Source organism: Microcella sp. (genome assembly GCF_033763155.1).
In the GTDB taxonomy this organism is placed as follows: Bacteria; Actinomycetota; Actinomycetes; order Actinomycetales; family Microbacteriaceae; genus Microcella.
Genome location: NZ_JANRKZ010000081.1, coordinates 1 through 15,939, shown reverse-complemented (window position 1 = coordinate 15,939; position 15,939 = coordinate 1). Strand labels below are relative to the sequence as shown.

The window sequence follows — 15,939 nt, the reverse complement described above, 5'->3', positions numbered from 1 at the left end:
CGTGGCGGGCCTCGACCCCGCACTCGAAGAAGCGGGTCGCGACCTCTATGGCAGCCCGACTCAGGTGTTCTGGCGCATCACGTTCCCCATGCTCCTGCCGGGAATCGTGGCGGCTGCTCTGCTGTCGTTCGCACTGAGTTTCGATGACTTCATCATCACGAACTTCAACCGAGGGGCTGACGTCACCTTCCCGAGCTACGTCTACACGGCGGCCGCTCGAGGAATTCCGGCGGAAGCCAATGTCATCGCTTCGGCCGTGTTCTTCTTGGCGATTGCCTTCGTCTTGATCGCGCAGCTGACGGCGGCTGCTCGACGCCGACAACTCGCCAAGGCCGGCTAGGTCTCAGCGAAAAGGCGGTCGTCGGCGTGGCGGATGCTCACGCGGCGATCGCCTCTGCCGTCGCGTGTCTCAGCCGACACTGACGATGAGGGCTCCCGCCAAAGCGTCTCCGGCGAAGACCTTCTCGCTCGTGAGCTCGATAAGGTCGTGGGCCGCGTCGGTTGCAATCGCGCCGACGCTGGCGAGCAGAGCAAGAGCAACCGGTGTTGTAGCGCGCATGGAGCCGTCAAGAACCTTGACCGCAACGGCGGTGCCCTCCGTCGTGCCGATAACGACGACCCCTTCGGCGCCGAGCTTGGCGATGCCCCCGAGTCGTTCGATGACCATCGTGTTGGCCCGACCGGTGCCATCGATGGCCCAGGGTTCAGCGGCGACCGCTGCCATCAGCTGCTGTGCCTCGGGAGTTGAGCCCGAAGCCACGCGCGCGATTGCTGTCGCGAGAGCTGCGAGTGACGTGGCGTGCAAAGGGGCGCCGCAGCCGTCAAACGCGGTGCCATGCACGGGTTCGCCGGTGAACCGCTCGACCGCGTCAGTGACGTGACGTTGCACCGGATGCGCGGGGTCGAGGTAGTGGTCGGCGTCGCCGCCGGCGGCGTCGCTCGCCCGCAAGAAGCCTGCGTGTTTACCCGAGCAGTTCATCGTGATCCGCGTCGCGGGAAGGCCCGCTGCCTGGCGGGCAGCGCGTTCCGCGAGGCCGAGCGGCCACTGTGCGGGGCACTGCAGGGCGTGCCCATCGCGCCCGTCGTCGCGCAGCATCCGTTCGACGACAGCGAGATGGTCGGGGCTTCCGCAGTGGCTCGCGCTCGCGAGCACGAGTTCGTCGTCGGTGAAGCGTGCACCAAGTTCGAGCATGGCGATCGCCTGCACAGGCTTGAGCGACGAGCGCGGATAGATCGTGGCGTGCACGTCGCCCACTGCCCGAAGAATCGCACCCGAAGCATCGACAACGGCGGCAGCGCCGAGGTGCCGCGATTCGATGAGTCCCGAGCGCTCGATGCGCGCAAGCTCGACCGTTCCCGACACCTCGAGTGGTCGAGCGCCCTCGAGTGCCATGGCTCGGCTAGCCAGAGAGTGCGGCGTCGAGAACCTCGACAGCCTCGAGCAGCAGCTCGTCGCTAATGGTGAGCGGCGGCAAGAAGCGAATCACGTTGCCGTAGGTGCCCGCGCTCAACAGCAGCACACCCTGTTGCGCGGCCGCCGCGACGGCGCGCGAGACGATCGCGGCGTCAGGCTCGTGCGTCTCGGGGTCGAGAAACTCGATGGCAAGCATGGCGCCGATGCCGCGCACCTCGGCGATGCGCGGCTGCTTCGCCGCAAGTGCCTCGAGCGCGGGGCGCAGTACGGTCTCGATGTGTTGCGCCGCGCCGAGCAGATTTCGCTTGTCGATCTGGTCGAACACGGCGATCGCGGCGGCGCACGCAACGGGGTTGCCACCGTAGGTGCCACCGAGGCCGCCCGCGTGCGAGCTATCCATGATCTCGGCGCGGCCAACGACGCCCGCAAGCACCATGCCGCCAGCGATGCCCTTGGCCGTCGTGATCATGTCGGGAACGATGTCGAAGTGCTCACTCGCGTAGTACGCGCCCGTGCGGGCAACACCCGACTGCACTTCGTCGGCGATGAACACAACACCGTTGGCGCGGCACCACTCGACGAGCGCGGGCAGGTAGCCCTCAGCGGGCACGATGAATCCGCCCTCGCCCTGAATGGGCTCGACAACGAGGCACGCAAGGTCATCAGCACCCACGCGCTTTTCGAGGTAGGAGATCGTGCGTCGTGCGGCCTCGGCCCCCGAGAGTCCGTCGTGCAGCGGGTACGAGCTAGGCGCGTGATAGACGTTGCTCGCGAACGGTCCGAAGCCTAGGTTGTAGGGCATGGCCTTGAAGTTCATGGCCATGGTCAGGTTGGTGCGGCCGTGATACCCGTGGTCGAGCACCGCAACGCCCGCGCGGCCCGTGTGCTTGCGGGCAATCTTGACGGCGTTTTCGAGGGCCTCGGCGCCCGAGTTGACGAGCACGACCTTCTTGGCGTGATCACCCGGGGTGTGCTGCACGAGCAGTTCGGCAACGCGCACGTATTGCTCATACGGAGTGACGGTGAACAACGTGTGCGTGACCTTGGCCACCTGTTCTTGCACAGCCGCCACGACCGCGTCGTTGGTGTGGCCAGCGCCCATGACGCCGATGCCGCCGCCCAGGTCGATGAAGTGGTTGCCGTCAACGTCGACGACGATCGCGTCGTGCGCCCGGTCGATGTAGACGGGAAGGGCCGTGCCGACACCGGCGCTCACGACCGCGAGACGGCGTTCGTGCAGCGCTTGCGACGCGGGGCCGGGAATCGCGGTGACGACGCGGCGCTCTTGAGCGACGGGTGCGTGAGCCGAACCGGTGCCCTCGAATGACGGGGCTGCGGGCGCAGAAAGGGTGTCAGTCATGGTGGGATGAGTGTACTCCCGGCCCCTGCGTTGAGCCCGGGTGCGTGAGGAGCAGGGCATGCACGATCAGCACAACTACGCCGTCGCGGTGCAGTGGACGGGAAACCGGGGCGAGGGCACGGCGACGTACCGGTCGTACGGGCGTGACCACCGCATCCATGCGGACGGAAAACAGCATGAGATCGCCGGTTCGAGCGATCGGGTCTTTCGCGGCGACCCCGACCGGTGGAATCCCGAAGAACTCGTCATCGCGGCACTGGCGCAGTGTCACATGCTCAGCTACCTGCACGTCGCCGCGGTCAATGGAATCGTCGTTGTCGACTATCGCGACGCGGCGACGGGCACGCTTCAGCAAGAGGGCGACGGGGGTCGGCTCATCGAGGCGACCCTGCGGCCAGTTGTCACGCTCGCTGCGCATCACACCGATGAGGATGCGCACCGGGCCGAGTCGCTACATCACCGGGCGAGCGAACTGTGTTTCATCGCCAACTCGGTGAACTTCGACGTTCAGCACGAGCCGACGACCCTCAGGGCGCAGTCTTAGCCCTGGCGTGGGAAGATGGGGACTTCGTGCCCGTTCCATCGTGAGGAAGCCCCCGTGCGTCGCCGTTCCGCTCTGATCTCTTCCGGCCTCAGTGCCGCGCTTCTCGTGTCGCTTGCGGCGTGTGCTCCCGGCGGCTCCGCTCCTGCCGATGGTGACTGCATTTCGTCTGGTGCTGCTTCTGAGGCCGTTTCGGTCGAGGGCGGCTTCGGCTCGGTCCCGACGATCGAATTCGATGGCCCACTGACGGCCGAGTCGACCCAGCGCACGATTCTGGAGCAGGGTTCGGGAGACGCTGCAACCAACGGCGACACCGTCGTGATCGAGTACACGGTGCTCAACGGCGAGACGGGCGGCGAACTTGCCACGACCGGCTTCTCGGGCGAGAACGCCGAGCGGTTCCCGATCGACACGCTGAGCGAGCAGCTCGTCGGTTTCTCGCTGCTGCTCGACTGCGCGACCCCCGGCACTCGCTTGGCCGGCGTGATTCCGCCCGCCGAAGGCTTCGGCGACCAGGGTGTTCCCGAGCTCAGCCTCACGGGCACCGAGTCACTCGTCTTCGTGATCGACGTTGTGAGCATCGTGCCGCCGCCCCTTGAGCGTGCTGACGGCGAGTCGCAAGAGGCGCCCGAGGGCTTCCCGACGGTTGAGCTTGCCGAGAACGGTGCGCCCACCATCACGCTTCCCGAGGGTGACCCCTTCACCGAGTTCGACCTCGCGGTTCTCATCAAGGGCTCGGGCGATGTGGTCGAAGACGGCCAGACCGTGACCGTGCACTACACGGGCATGAACTGGAACACGGGCGAGATCTTCGACTCGAGCTGGGAGCGCGGCCAGACGGCCGACTTCCCGACGAGCGGCGTGATCCAGGGCTTCCGTGACGCGCTGGTTGGCCAGACGGTCGGCTCGCAGATCATCGCGATCATTCCCCCCGACCTCGGCTATGGCCCGAGCGGCGGAACCCCCGACGGCTCCATCGGCGCGACCGACGTCATCGTCTTCGTCGTCGACATTCTCGCGGCGTCTTAACCCACCGGATGCTCACGCACTGTCGGGCATGATGAACACCATGCGCGACATCATCGTTTTGGGTTCGACGGGGTCAATCGGCGTTCAAGCGCTCGAGGTGATCGCGGCCAACCCCGAGCGGTTTCGCGTGGTCGGGCTCGCTGCGGGCAGCAACCGCGCTCTCGTCGAGCAGCAGGCTCGTGTCCACGGCGTGGAGCACATTGCCCTCGGCGCCGAGGCCGCGGCCCAGCTCGTGCGCGACGTGCACTGCGATGTGGTGCTCAACGGCATCACCGGATCAGTGGGTCTCGCGCCGACGCTCGCGGCGTTGACCGCGGGGCGCATCCTGGCGCTTGCGAACAAAGAGAGCTTGATCGTCGGCGGTTCGCTCGTCACGAGCCTCGCGGCGCCCGGCCAGATCGTTCCCGTCGACAGTGAGCACTCGGCGATTGCGCAGGCCTTGCTCGCGGGCGAGCACCACGAGGTGCGTCGGCTCGTGCTCACGGCGAGTGGAGGGCCGTTCCGCGGTCGTTCGCGCGCGTCGCTCGAGAGCGTGACTCCTGCTGAAGCGCTCGCGCATCCGACATGGGATATGGGCAAGGTCATCACGACCAACTCGTCCACGCTCGTGAACAAGGGCCTCGAGGTCATTGAGGCCCACCTGCTCTTTGACGTGCCCTACGACCGCATCGATGTGACGGTGCACCCGCAGTCGATCGTGCACTCGATGGTCGAGTTCGTCGACGGTTCGACGATTGCGCAGTGCTCGCCGCCCGACATGCGGTTGCCCATCTCGCTCGGGCTCGACTGGCCGCACCGCGTGGCCGGGGTAGGAGCTCCGCTCGACTGGAGCACGGCATCCACCTGGACGTTCGCGCCGCTCGACGACGACGCGTTCCCGGCGGTCGCGTTGGCGAAGCAGGTGGGTGCTGCGGGGGCGACGTTCCCCGCCGTCTTCAACGCCGCCAACGAGCAGGCTGTGCACGCCTTTCACGATGGCCGCATTGGGTACCTCGGCATTGTTGATCTCGTGCGCGAGGTGGTCGATCGTCACGAGCCGCACCCCATGACGCTCGAGGGCGTTCTCGAGGCCGAGCTCTGGGCGCGCCGCGAGGCCGATGCCGTGATCGACGCCGCCTAGCCTGCCGCCCAGCGGGTGCTGGGGCTGCGGCGCTAGAGTGACGGCTCGTGGAGACCGTGCTGCTGTATATCGTCGGCATTCTCGTGGTCGTGGTCGGACTCGTCGTCTCGATCGCTCTGCACGAGTTGGGGCACTTTGTGCCCGCCAAGCTGTTTGGTGTGCGCGTCGGTCAGTTCATGATCGGCTTTGGGCGCACGATCGTCTCGTGGCGCCGCGGTGAGACCGAGTATGGCTTCAAGTGGATTCCGCTCGGCGGCTACATCTCGATGGCCGGAATGTATCCACCGGTTGCGGGGGAGCGCGCTCGCTCAGCCTCGACGGGATTCTTCGACACCCTCGTGCAAGACGCGCGCAGCGCATCCGCCGACACGATTCCGGAGGGTGAAGAGCACCGCACCTTCTACCGACTCTCGGTGTGGAAGCGCATCATCATCATGCTCGGCGGTCCGTTCATGAACCTCGTGATCGCGGTCGTGCTCTACGCCGTGGTTCTCATGGGTTTCGGGGTGGCTCAGCCCTCCACCACGCTCGGCAGTGTCAACGAGTGTGTGCTTCCCGCAACAAGCGAGCGCCAAGAGTGTGAGCCGGGTGACCCGCTCGCGCCGGGGGCCGAGGCGGGCTTGAAGCCCGGCGATCGCATTGTGTCGATCGACGGCCAAGAGATTGAGACGTGGGATGACGTGCTCGCGATCGTCCGCGACGCGGCGGGCCAGCCCCTCGCTGTCGAGCTCGAGCGTGCCGGGTCGGCCGTGAGCACGACCGTCACGCCCCTCCTGACCGAGCGGTACGTTCTCGACGACCGGGGCCGAATCGTTGAGGGCGAGGATGGTGAGCCCCAAACCCAGCGGGTTGGATTCATCGGCATTGCGGCGGCATACGAGACGGTGCAGCAGCCCGTCACCGCGGTGCTTCCTGCGGTCGGTGACAACATCTCAGCCGTTGTCGGCATCATCATCAATCTGCCTCAGCGCATGATCGACGTGGCCGAGGCCGCGTTCGGCCCGGAAGAGCGCGACCCGAACGGCCCCATCAGCGTTGTCGGCGTGGGGCGCATCGCGGGTGAGATTGCGAGCATCGACACGATTCCGGTCGTAGAGCGTGTGTCGTTCCTCACCGGCCTTCTGGCGTCGCTCAACGTCGCCCTCTTCGTGTTCAACCTCATTCCGCTTCTTCCGCTCGACGGCGGACACGTCGCGGGCGCGCTGTGGGAAGGGCTGCGTCGCTGGTTTGCGAAGGTGCGCGGCAAGCCCGACCCTGGGCCGATTGACACGGCGAAACTCGTGCCGTTCACTCTCGCGGTCGTGCTGGTGCTGGGCGCAATGAGCCTGTTGCTCATCTATGCCGACATCGTGAAGCCCATCACGCTCTTTTAGGGCCTGCTGTTCAGGCGGCGGCCGTACAATGACGAACGTGCCCGCTGTGAATCTCGGAATGCCCAAGGTCCCTGAGACCCTCGCCCCTCGCCGCAAGACCCGCCAGATCAAGGTGGGCAAGGTCATGGTGGGCAGCGACCACCCGGTGAGCGTGCAGTCGATGGCGACGACGCCGACGACCGACATCAACGGCACCCTTCAGCAGATCGCCGAGCTCACGGCAACGGGCTGCGACATCGTGCGCGTGGCGGTTCCGAGTCAAGACGATGCTGACGTGCTGCACATCATCGCCAAGAAGAGCCAGATTCCGGTCATCGCCGACATTCACTTCCAGCCGAAGTACGTCTTTCAAGCCATCGACGCGGGCTGTGCCGCCGTGCGCGTCAACCCTGGCAACATCCGCAAGTTCGATGACCAGGTGGGTGAGATCGCGAAGCGGGCGAAAGACGCCGGCGTGAGCATCCGTATCGGCGTGAACGCGGGCTCGCTCGACCCGCGCTTGCTGCAGAAGTACGGCAAGCCGACCGCCGAGGCCCTCGTCGAGAGTGCCGTGTGGGAGGCGAGCCTCTTCGAAGAGCACGACTTTCACGACTTCAAGATTTCGGTCAAGCACAACGACCCGATCGTGATGGTCAAGGCCTACCGTCAGCTCGCCGAGCGCGGCGACTGGCCGCTGCACCTCGGCGTGACCGAGGCGGGCCCCGCGTTCCAGGGCACCATCAAGAGCGCGACCGCCTTCGGCATCTTGCTCGGCGAGGGCATCGGCGACACGATTCGTGTGTCGCTCTCGGCGCCGCCCGCCGAAGAGGTGAAGGTGGGCCTCAAGATTCTCGAGAGCCTCAACCTGCGCGAGCGCAAGCTCGAGATCGTGTCGTGCCCGTCGTGTGGCCGCGCACAGGTCGACGTCTACACGCTCGCCGAAGACGTCACGAAAGGCCTCGAGGGCATGACGGTTCCGCTGCGCGTTGCGGTGATGGGCTGTGTCGTCAACGGCCCGGGTGAGGCTCGCGAGGCTGACCTCGGTGTCGCGTCGGGCAATGGCAAGGGCCAGATCTTCGTCAAGGGCGAGGTCATCAAGACGGTTCCCGAGAACGAGATCGTGGCGACGCTTATTGAAGAGGCCAACCGCCTGGCGGCGTCGATGCCGGATGCTCCGGTCGGGTCGCCCGAGGTCGTCACGGCCTGACGCTCGTCGTCTGGCCCCCCATCGGGGGACTCACGACCCCCATACGAGCCTGGGTACGCTGAGGGCATCGGCTGGGGGAGCTGACTGTTGCGCACGCGGGGGCGGTGCAAGACCCGACGAGTGTCACAGGGGCAATCTCCGCTGTGCAGGTTTCCCGCCCCGCGATTGGTCGCGAGACGGGAAGGGCCTGCGAGCGATCCAAGCCCCCCTTGCCATCGCTCGCAGGCCTGTTTCATTCTGGCCCCCGAACGGGGGTATCGTGCGGCGCCACGCAGGGCGCGTCTCAGAGCCAAGTAGTCTTGGCCGGTGACCACGCGCCTCTCCCAGTTCTTCCTCCGCACCCTCCGTGACGACCCCGCCGATGCCGAAGTGGCGAGCCATCGCTTGCTCGTGCGGGCCGGTTACATTCGCCGCCAGGCTCCGGGCGTGTTCGCGTGGCTGCCGCTCGGGTTGAAGGTGCGCCGTCGCATCGAGGCCGTCATTCGTGAAGAAATGGCGAACGCCGGTGCCCAAGAAGTTCACTTTCCCGCGTTGTTGCCGCGCGAGCCCTACGAGGCCACGGGTCGGTGGGAAGAGTATGGCGACGGCATCTTCCGCTTGAAAGACCGCCGCGGGGCCGACTACCTTCTCGCGCCCACGCACGAAGAGGTGTTCACGCTGCTCGTGAAAGACCTCTATTCGTCGTACAAAGACCTCCCGCTCGCGATCTACCAGATTCAAGACAAGTACCGCGACGAAGCACGACCCCGTGCGGGCCTGCTGCGCGGGCGCGAGTTTTCGATGAAAGACGCCTACTCGTTCGACATCGACGATGCGGGTTTGGATGCCGCCTACCAGGCGCAGCGCGATGCCTACGAGCGCATCTTCACGCGGTTGGGGCTCGAGTACGTCATCGTTCAGGCCGACGCCGGTGCCATGGGTGGCTCGCGCAGTGAAGAGTTCTTGCACCCCATCCCCATCGGCGAAGACACCTTTGTGCGATCGGCCGGGGGATACGCGGCGAACGTTGAGGCCTACCGCGTGCCGGTGGTTGAGCCGGTGGATGCCTCGGGGGAGCCCGCGGCGGTCATCCACGATTCGCCTGACACCCCGACCATCGCGACGCTCGTCGCGCTGTCGAACGAGAAGTACCCGCGCTCGGATCGGCCGTGGAACGCGGGCGACACGCTCAAGAACGTTGTGCTGCGGCTCACGCACCTCGACGGTTCGAAAGAACTCGTCATCGTGGGCGTTCCCGGCGACCGCGAGGTTGACCTGAAGCGCGCCGAGGTGGCTTTCGCTCCGGCCGCGGTCGACGCAGCCACGGATGAGGATTTCGCCGCGGCGAAGGGCCTCGTGAAGGGGTACATCGGACCCTGGAGCCCGAGTGGCCCTGTGTTGGGCGAGAGCTCGAGCACGGGCATCCGCTATCTGCTTGACCCGCGCGTGGGCGATGGCACCTCGTGGATCACGGGAGCGAATGAGCCCGAGAAGCACGTGTACCACCTTGTTGCCGGCCGCGACTTTGTCGGTGACGGGCGCGCTGACATTGCCGAGGTGCGAGCGGGCGATCCTGCGCCCGACGGTAGTGGGCCGGTTGAGCTCGCGCGCGGCATGGAGATCGGCCACGTCTTCCAACTGGGGCGCAAATATGCCGAGGCACTCGGTCTGCAGGTGCTCGACGAAAACGGCAAGCTCGTCACCGTCACGATGGGCTCGTACGGCATCGGCGTGACGCGCATTCTTGCGGTCATCGCCGAAAACGCGCACGACGAGAAGGGTTTGGTCTGGCCGCGCGAGGTTGCCCCGTTTGATGTGCACGTCGTTGCCGCGGGCCGTGACGAAATCGCCTACACGGTCGCCGAGGCGCTCGTCAGCGAGCTCGACGCTGCAGGATTCGACACGCTCTACGACGACCGGCCCAAGGTGTCGCCCGGCGTCAAGTTTGGCGACGCAGAGTTGATTGGCGTGCCGCTGGTGGTCGTCGTTGGCCGGGGCGCGGCGGACGGTATCGTCGAGTTTTGGAACAGGGCCACCGGAGAGCGCAGCGAGATTGCCCTTGCTGATGTTCACGCCCAACTGAGGTGAACGGGGAGCAACGCATGAGTGGAATGCGCCGATGGAGCGCGGTCGTGAGTGTTGTCGCACTCATGGGGCTGTCGATGCCGGCGACCGCCATGGCTGTTCCGGCCGACGAGCGTGATGTCTTTGTGGCCACGACCGACGGCAGCACGTATGGACTGCTCGGTACGCTGACGACGACTGCTCCAGAAGTCGCCATCACGTTCTTGGGAAGCCTTGCCGAGTTCGACCTTGCGCCCGAAGGAGTCACCGTAACCGCGGCCGACTACGACGCCGTGAGCGGCAACGTTGTGGTCTTAGTCTCGGCCGAGCAGGGAGACGGCAGCTTCTTGTGCGGGGTCGTCTCGGTTGCGGGATCGACGGGCGCACCGGTGGGCACGCCCATTCCGTTTGTCGATGGTGACTCGGGTGACCCGTGGGTATTCGACACGGAATGCACGTCACTCGACGTCATCACCGACCAATTCCTCAGCGGAAGCGCTCAAGAATCGATCGAGTCGCTCTTGCCGGCGATGACGGCCGATGCGTTCACGCCTGCGGGTGATCCTCTCTCGGGCGCCTTCATCGGGCTTGCCGATGGTCAGCTTTTCGCGATCACGCTCTCGACGGGAATCGTGTCGCTGGCGGGTTCGATTACGATCCCCACGGGTGAGCCCCTCGAGGCCCTGACCCTCATGAGTTACGGAGACGGCCCCAGCCGATTCGTCTTCATCGCGGTCGCCTACGGCGATGACATCGCGGCGTGGGCCGGCGGTTTCGGCGAGATGCTCTTGCCAGAGCCGGCGGTCGGCACAATTGTGGGCCTCGATCTCGACACTGATGGCACACTCTGGTTCACGTGGCAGTTCGAGGGCGCAACGGGCCTGACGGCGGTCACTCCTCCGATCAATCCTTTTGTCACGAGTGCAGCCGTGTCATCGAGCGACGTGAGCCCTGCCTCGCTCACCCCGGTCGCCGGAGAGGTGCTGTCGGTCTTCAGCCTCACCCTCAACAGTGCGAACGTCGTCGCCGAAGCTGTCACGGTAGTACCCGCAGGGTTCGGCACGGTGGATGCCGGTAACGAACTTGCCGAGACGGGTGCCGACTCGGGAATCGTCGCCACGCTCGCGATCATTGCGGGGGTGTTGGGCGGCCTCGGGCTCGTGCTCATCGTGGTGCGCCTTGTTCTGCGGAGACGCTCGACGGTCGGTCAGAGTTCTGACGAGCATCCGGTACCGTAGAGGTTCGCGTCGGCGGCCCTCAGGGGGTCGCGCGGTCTCAATCGAATAGCGGAGGTACCCCCGGTGGACATCGACCTGAGCATCTTGAGGATGATGGAGCGTGAACGGGAGATCCCGTTCGACGAGCTCGTGCAGATTATCGAGCAGGCCATCTTGACGGCCTACCTCAAGCACACCGACCGCGAAGACTCGCGTGATGCCGACCAGCCCGCGCCGCGCGTTGAGCTCGATCGCAAGACCGGCCACGTGACCGTCTATGTTCCCGAGTTTGATGACGAGGGGATGCTCATTGGCGAAGCCCCCGACAGCCCCGACGACTTCGGGCGCATTGCCGCGTTCGCGGCCAAGCAAGTCATTAACCAGCGACTTCGCGATATTGGTGACGACCGCGTGCTCGGCGAGTTCAAGGGTCGCGAGGGCGACATCGTCGCCGGTGTGATTCAGCAGGGTCCGAACCCGCGCATGATCCACATCGACTTGGGCGCGGTCGAGGCGATCTTGCCGCCGGAAGAGCAAGTTGCGGGCGAGGAGTACGCGCACGGCAGCCGCATCCGTGTCTATGTCACGAGCGTGTCGAAGGGCCTCAAGGGGCCGCAGATCACCGTGAGCCGCACGCACCCCTCTCTCGTGCGCAAGCTTTTCGCTCTCGAAGTTCCGGAAATTGCCAACGGGATTGTTGAGATCACAGCACTCGCGCGCGAAGCCGGTCACCGCACCAAGATCGCCGTGCGTTCAATCGAGCCGGGCGTCAACGCCAAGGGAGCGTGCATCGGTGAACTGGGTCAGCGCGTACGCGCCGTGACGGCTGAGTTGGGCAACGAGAAGATCGACATCGTTGACCACAGCGATGACCTCGCCACCTTTGTGGCGAACGCGCTGTCGCCCGCCAAGGTCTCGAGTGCCTTCGTGATTGACCCGGCGACGAAGGCCGTGCGTGCGCTGGTGCCCGACTATCAGTTGTCTCTCGCGATCGGCAAAGAGGGCCAGAACGCCCGCCTCGCCGCGAAGCTGACGGGCGCGAAGATTGATATTCAACCGGATTCGGTGATGGACGAGTAGCACAGCGGTTGAATACCAATCTTCGCGCCGAAGCTCGAAACGCATCGCGTTTCGAGCGAGGGTCGGCGCGCGGAATGCAAGAGGGGTAACATGGAACCCGTCAGAACCTGCCTCGGCTGTCGCCAGCGCGCGCCTCGATCCTCACTTGTGAGGGTGGTGGCGATCGATGGATCGGTCGTGGTGGATGCCCTAGCCCGGTTTCCGGGGCGGGGTGCGTGGGTGCACGGCACTCGCGACTGCGTCGAAACCGCCACGGTGCGTCGGGCTTGGGCCCGAGCGCTTCGAGTGGCGGGTCCGCTCGACGCGGATTCGGTTCTGGCGACCATTTCATCATCCGAAGAAAAGGCTGATCGGCACATGGACAACTAATGAGCGGCTCGAAATGAGTTCCGTCCAGCACTAATGGTCTGCCCCTGCCTGGGTGCGGACCCAGACAGGAGAATTGTGGCTGCGAAACCACGCGTGCACGAGATCGCGAGCGAACTCGGCATTGAAAGCAAGGTCGCCCTCGAGAAGCTCAAAGAGCTCGGCGAATTCGTCAAGGGTCCGTCGTCGACCATTGAACCCCCCGTTGCGCGCAAGTTGCGCGCGGCGTTGGAAGCCGAGGGCATTACGGCGCCTAAGGCCCCGGCAGCGGCGCCCGCCGCGAAAGCTCCGGCCAAGCCCGCACCGGCCAAACCAGCACCGGCACCGGCCGCGCCCGAGGCCGAGGCTCCGGCAGCGCAGCCCGAGGCACCGGCGGCGCCTGCCGCGAGTGACGGCGATGGTGACGCGACGGCGCGCTCCGCATCAGCATCCGGCCAGCCGCGCCCCGGCAACAACCCCTTTGCCTCACAGCAAGGCATGGCTCGTCCGGGCACTCCGCGCCCCGGCAACAACCCCTTCTCGTCAACCCAAGGCATGCCTCGCCCGGGTGGCGGCGCGATTCCGCGTCCGAGCGCTCCGCGCCCCGGAGCGCCCCGCCCCGGCGCTCCGCGCCCCGACGGCGCCGGACGCCCAGGTGCTCCGCGGGCGCCCTTCCAGCAGCGCACGGGTGGCCCCGGCCGCCCGGCAGGTGCGGGCGGAGGATTCCGTCCCGGCGGCGCAGGCGGCCCCGGCGGCGCTCCCGGTGGTGGCTTCAACGGCCCGCGTCCGGGCGGTGGCGGCGGCCGCGGCCGCGGCCCCGGCGGCGGCACGGCCGGTGCCTTCGGGCGCGGCGGCGGTAAGTCGAAGGCTCGCAAGTCAAAGCGGACGAAGCGGCAAGAGTTTGAAATGCGGGAGGCTCCGTCGGTTGGCGGTGTCAGTGTTCCCCGCGGCGACGGCAAGACGGTCATCCGTCTTCGCCAGGGTGCATCGATCACTGACTTCGCCGACAAGCTTGAGGCCGTCAGCGGCATTAGCTGCCCTCCCGGCAACCTCGTGACGGTGCTCTTTCACCTCGGTGAAATGGCAACCGCGACCGAGTCTCTCGACGGTGCCACGTTTGTGGTGCTCGGTGAAGAGCTGGGCTGGCGCATCGAAATCGTGTCGCCGGAAGACGAAGACAAAGAGCTGCTCGAGAGCTTCGACATCGACCTCGATGAAGAAGAGCACGAAGATGACCTCGTCATTCGTCCGCCGGTGGTGACCGTCATGGGTCACGTTGACCACGGTAAGACCCGACTGCTCGACGCGATTCGCAAGGCCAACGTGGGTGCTGGTGAGGCCGGCGGCATCACGCAGCACATCGGTGCCTACCAGGTGTGGACCGAGCACGAGGGCATCGAGCGTGCCATCACCTTCATCGACACCCCGGGTCACGAGGCGTTCACCGCCATGCGTGCTCGTGGTGCACAGGTGACCGACGTCGCGATTCTCGTGGTGGCGGCTGACGACGGCATCATGCCCCAGACGGTCGAGGCGCTCAACCACGCCCAGGCGGCCGGCGTGCCCATTGTTGTCGCCGTCAACAAGGTCGACAAAGAGGGCGCCAACCCCGCAAAGGTGCGTCAGCAGCTCACTGAGTTCGGCCTCGTTGCTGAAGAGTACGGCGGAGACACGATGTTCATCGACGTCTCGGCTCTGCAGAACAAGGGCATCACCGAGCTTCTCGACGCCGTTCTGTTGACGGCGGATGCCGGGCTCGACTTGTCGGCGAACCCCAACCGCACCGCCCGCGGTGTGGCCATCGAGGCTCGACTCGACAAGGGACGCGGCGCCGTGGCGACCGTGCTCATTCAGTCGGGCACGCTGCGGGTCGGCGACGCCATTGTCGCGGGCACGGCCTACGGCCGTGTTCGCGCCATGATGGACGACGACGGCGAGAAGGTTGACGAGGCCTACCCCTCGCGACCGGTTCAGGTGCAGGGTCTTTCGAGTGTTCCGCGCGCCGGTGACACCTTCATCGTCACCGACGATGACCGCACGGCCCGTCAGATCGCCGAGAAGCGCGAAGCTGCTGCTCGCAACGCCTTGCTGGCCAAGGCACGCAAGCGCATCAGTCTCGAAGACTTCACCAAGGCCCTCGAAGACGGCAAGGTCGAGTCGCTCAACCTCATCATCAAGGGTGACGTCTCCGGTGCTGTTGAAGCACTCGAAGAGGCCGTGCTCAAGATCGAGGTCGACGAGAGCGTGCAGTTGCGCATCATCCACCGCGGTGTGGGTGCCGTCACCGAGAGCGACGTCAACCTCGCGACCATCGACAACGCCATCATCGTGGGCTTCAACGTGCGCCCCGACACGAAGGCGCGTGAGCGCGCGCAACGTGAAGGCGTCGACATTCGCTTCTACTCGGTCATCTACTCCGCTTTGGAAGAGATCGAGAGCGCGCTCAAGGGCATGCTCAAGCCCGAGTTCGAAGAAGTGCAGTCGGGTGTCGCCGAGATTCGCGAGATCTTCCGTTCGTCGAAGTTCGGCAACATCGCCGGTGTCATCGTGCGCAGCGGAACGATCACGCGAAACGCCAAGGCGCGCGTCATTCGTGAGGGTGTCGTGGTGGGTGACAACCTCGCGATTGAGTCGCTGCGTCGATTCAAGGATGACGTCACCGAGGTGCGCACCGACTTCGAGTGCGGTATCGGCCTCGGAAAGTTCAACGACATCCAGATCGGCGACGAGATCGAAACGATCGAGATGAAGGAGAAGGTGCGCGCGTAGCGCGTCCTGCGTGCGCGCGTAGCGCACGCGACCACCTGCCGGCCCGCCGTTCCTCATGGAGCGGCGGGCCGCATCCCTCAGCAACACCAGCACCAGTCAGGAGCAGCACATGGCAGGCAACCCTCGCGCCCGCAAGGTCGCCGACCGCATCAAAGAGGTCGTCGCGCAGCGGCTCGACAAGGGCTTGCGCGACCCGCGCTTGGGCTTTGTGACGATCACCGACGTGCAGGTGACGGGTGACCTCCAGCACGCCTCGATCTTCTACACGGTGCTCGGCACCGAGCAAGAGCGCGACGACAGTGCGGCGGCACTCGCCGCCGCCACCGGCATGCTGCGCATGGAGGTGGGTCGCAACCTCAACACGCGGCTGACGCCGACCATCGAGTTCATTCTCGACGGCATTCCCGAGAACGCGGCGTCGATCGAAGCCTTGCTGCGCGAGGCGCGCGAACGGGATGCTGC

General features: G+C 65.9%; 14 protein-coding genes. 12 read left to right on the top strand and 2 right to left on the bottom strand.

Annotated elements, in window-relative coordinates:
* On the top strand, nucleotides 1-340 hold a 340-nt coding region (locus SFU54_RS03775; RefSeq protein ID WP_319014975.1), incomplete at its 5' end, for an ABC transporter permease.
* Between the two features lie 69 nt (nucleotides 341-409).
* Here SFU54_RS03775 and SFU54_RS03770 read toward each other — a convergent pair.
* On the bottom strand, nucleotides 410-1,393 hold the full coding sequence (locus SFU54_RS03770; protein ID WP_319014974.1) for an asparaginase: 984 nt from the start codon (nucleotides 1,391-1,393) through the stop codon (nucleotides 410-412).
* A gap of 7 nt (nucleotides 1,394-1,400) precedes the next feature.
* The gene (gene gabT, locus SFU54_RS03765) at nucleotides 1,401-2,774 is read right to left on the bottom strand and encodes a 4-aminobutyrate--2-oxoglutarate transaminase (RefSeq protein ID WP_319014973.1); all 1,374 of its coding nucleotides are present in this window, start codon (nucleotides 2,772-2,774) and stop codon (nucleotides 1,401-1,403) included.
* A 58-nt stretch (nucleotides 2,775-2,832) separates the two neighbouring features.
* Here gabT and SFU54_RS03760 point away from each other — a divergent pair, with 58 nt between their 5' ends.
* From SFU54_RS03760 to rbfA, 11 genes are all read left to right on the top strand, one after another.
* Nucleotides 2,833-3,318 (top strand): OsmC family protein, encoded by a 486-nt coding sequence (locus SFU54_RS03760; protein ID WP_319014972.1) that lies wholly within the window; start codon nucleotides 2,833-2,835, stop codon nucleotides 3,316-3,318.
* 54 nt (nucleotides 3,319-3,372) lie between these two features.
* Nucleotides 3,373-4,344 (top strand): FKBP-type peptidyl-prolyl cis-trans isomerase, encoded by a 972-nt coding sequence (locus SFU54_RS03755; protein WP_319014971.1) that lies wholly within the window; start codon nucleotides 3,373-3,375, stop codon nucleotides 4,342-4,344.
* Nucleotides 4,345-4,384: 40 nt separating this feature from the next.
* On the top strand, nucleotides 4,385-5,464 hold the full coding sequence (gene dxr / locus SFU54_RS03750) for a 1-deoxy-D-xylulose-5-phosphate reductoisomerase (protein ID WP_319014970.1): 1,080 nt from the start codon (nucleotides 4,385-4,387) through the stop codon (nucleotides 5,462-5,464).
* 47 nt (nucleotides 5,465-5,511) lie between these two features.
* Nucleotides 5,512-6,837: a M50 family metallopeptidase gene (locus SFU54_RS03745; protein ID WP_319014969.1), complete on the top strand. Its 1,326-nt coding sequence runs from the start codon at nucleotides 5,512-5,514 to the stop codon at nucleotides 6,835-6,837.
* 37 nt (nucleotides 6,838-6,874) lie between these two features.
* A complete protein-coding gene (gene ispG / locus SFU54_RS03740) occupies nucleotides 6,875-8,023 on the top strand; it encodes a flavodoxin-dependent (E)-4-hydroxy-3-methylbut-2-enyl-diphosphate synthase (RefSeq protein ID WP_319014968.1) in 1,149 nt (382 codons plus the stop codon).
* Nucleotides 8,024-8,329: 306 nt separating this feature from the next.
* Nucleotides 8,330-10,090 carry a proline--tRNA ligase gene (locus SFU54_RS03735; RefSeq protein ID WP_319014967.1) on the top strand — a complete coding sequence of 587 codons (1,761 nt, stop codon included), beginning with the start codon at nucleotides 8,330-8,332 and terminating at the stop codon, nucleotides 10,088-10,090.
* A 23-nt stretch (nucleotides 10,091-10,113) separates the two neighbouring features.
* Entirely contained in the window at nucleotides 10,114-11,304 is a 1,191-nt protein-coding gene (locus SFU54_RS03730; protein ID WP_319014966.1) for a hypothetical protein, read from the top strand.
* 63 nt (nucleotides 11,305-11,367) lie between these two features.
* The gene (nusA, locus tag SFU54_RS03725; protein WP_319014965.1) at nucleotides 11,368-12,363 is read left to right on the top strand and encodes a transcription termination factor NusA; all 996 of its coding nucleotides are present in this window, start codon (nucleotides 11,368-11,370) and stop codon (nucleotides 12,361-12,363) included.
* A gap of 90 nt (nucleotides 12,364-12,453) precedes the next feature.
* Complete coding sequence (locus tag SFU54_RS03720; RefSeq protein WP_319014964.1) at nucleotides 12,454-12,732, top strand: YlxR family protein; 279 nt, start codon at nucleotides 12,454-12,456, stop codon at nucleotides 12,730-12,732.
* Nucleotides 12,733-12,807: 75 nt separating this feature from the next.
* Entirely contained in the window at nucleotides 12,808-15,477 is a 2,670-nt protein-coding gene (gene infB, locus SFU54_RS03715; protein ID WP_413466559.1) for a translation initiation factor IF-2, read from the top strand.
* Between the two features lie 109 nt (nucleotides 15,478-15,586).
* On the top strand, nucleotides 15,587-15,939 hold a 353-nt coding region (gene rbfA, locus SFU54_RS03710; RefSeq protein ID WP_319014962.1), incomplete at its 3' end, for a 30S ribosome-binding factor RbfA.

Coding starts and splice junctions, on each gene's coding strand:
- SFU54_RS03770 (WP_319014974.1), bottom strand. CDS start 1,393: ATGGCACTCGAGGGCGCTCGACCACTCGAGGTGTCGGGAACGGTCGAG.
- gabT (WP_319014973.1), bottom strand. CDS start 2,774: ATGACTGACACCCTTTCTGCGCCCGCAGCCCCGTCATTCGAGGGCACC.
- SFU54_RS03760 (WP_319014972.1), top strand. CDS start 2,833: ATGCACGATCAGCACAACTACGCCGTCGCGGTGCAGTGGACGGGAAAC.
- dxr (WP_319014970.1), top strand. CDS start 4,385: ATGCGCGACATCATCGTTTTGGGTTCGACGGGGTCAATCGGCGTTCAA.
- SFU54_RS03730 (WP_319014966.1), top strand. CDS start 10,114: ATGCGCCGATGGAGCGCGGTCGTGAGTGTTGTCGCACTCATGGGGCTG.
- SFU54_RS03720 (WP_319014964.1), top strand. CDS start 12,454: ATGGAACCCGTCAGAACCTGCCTCGGCTGTCGCCAGCGCGCGCCTCGA.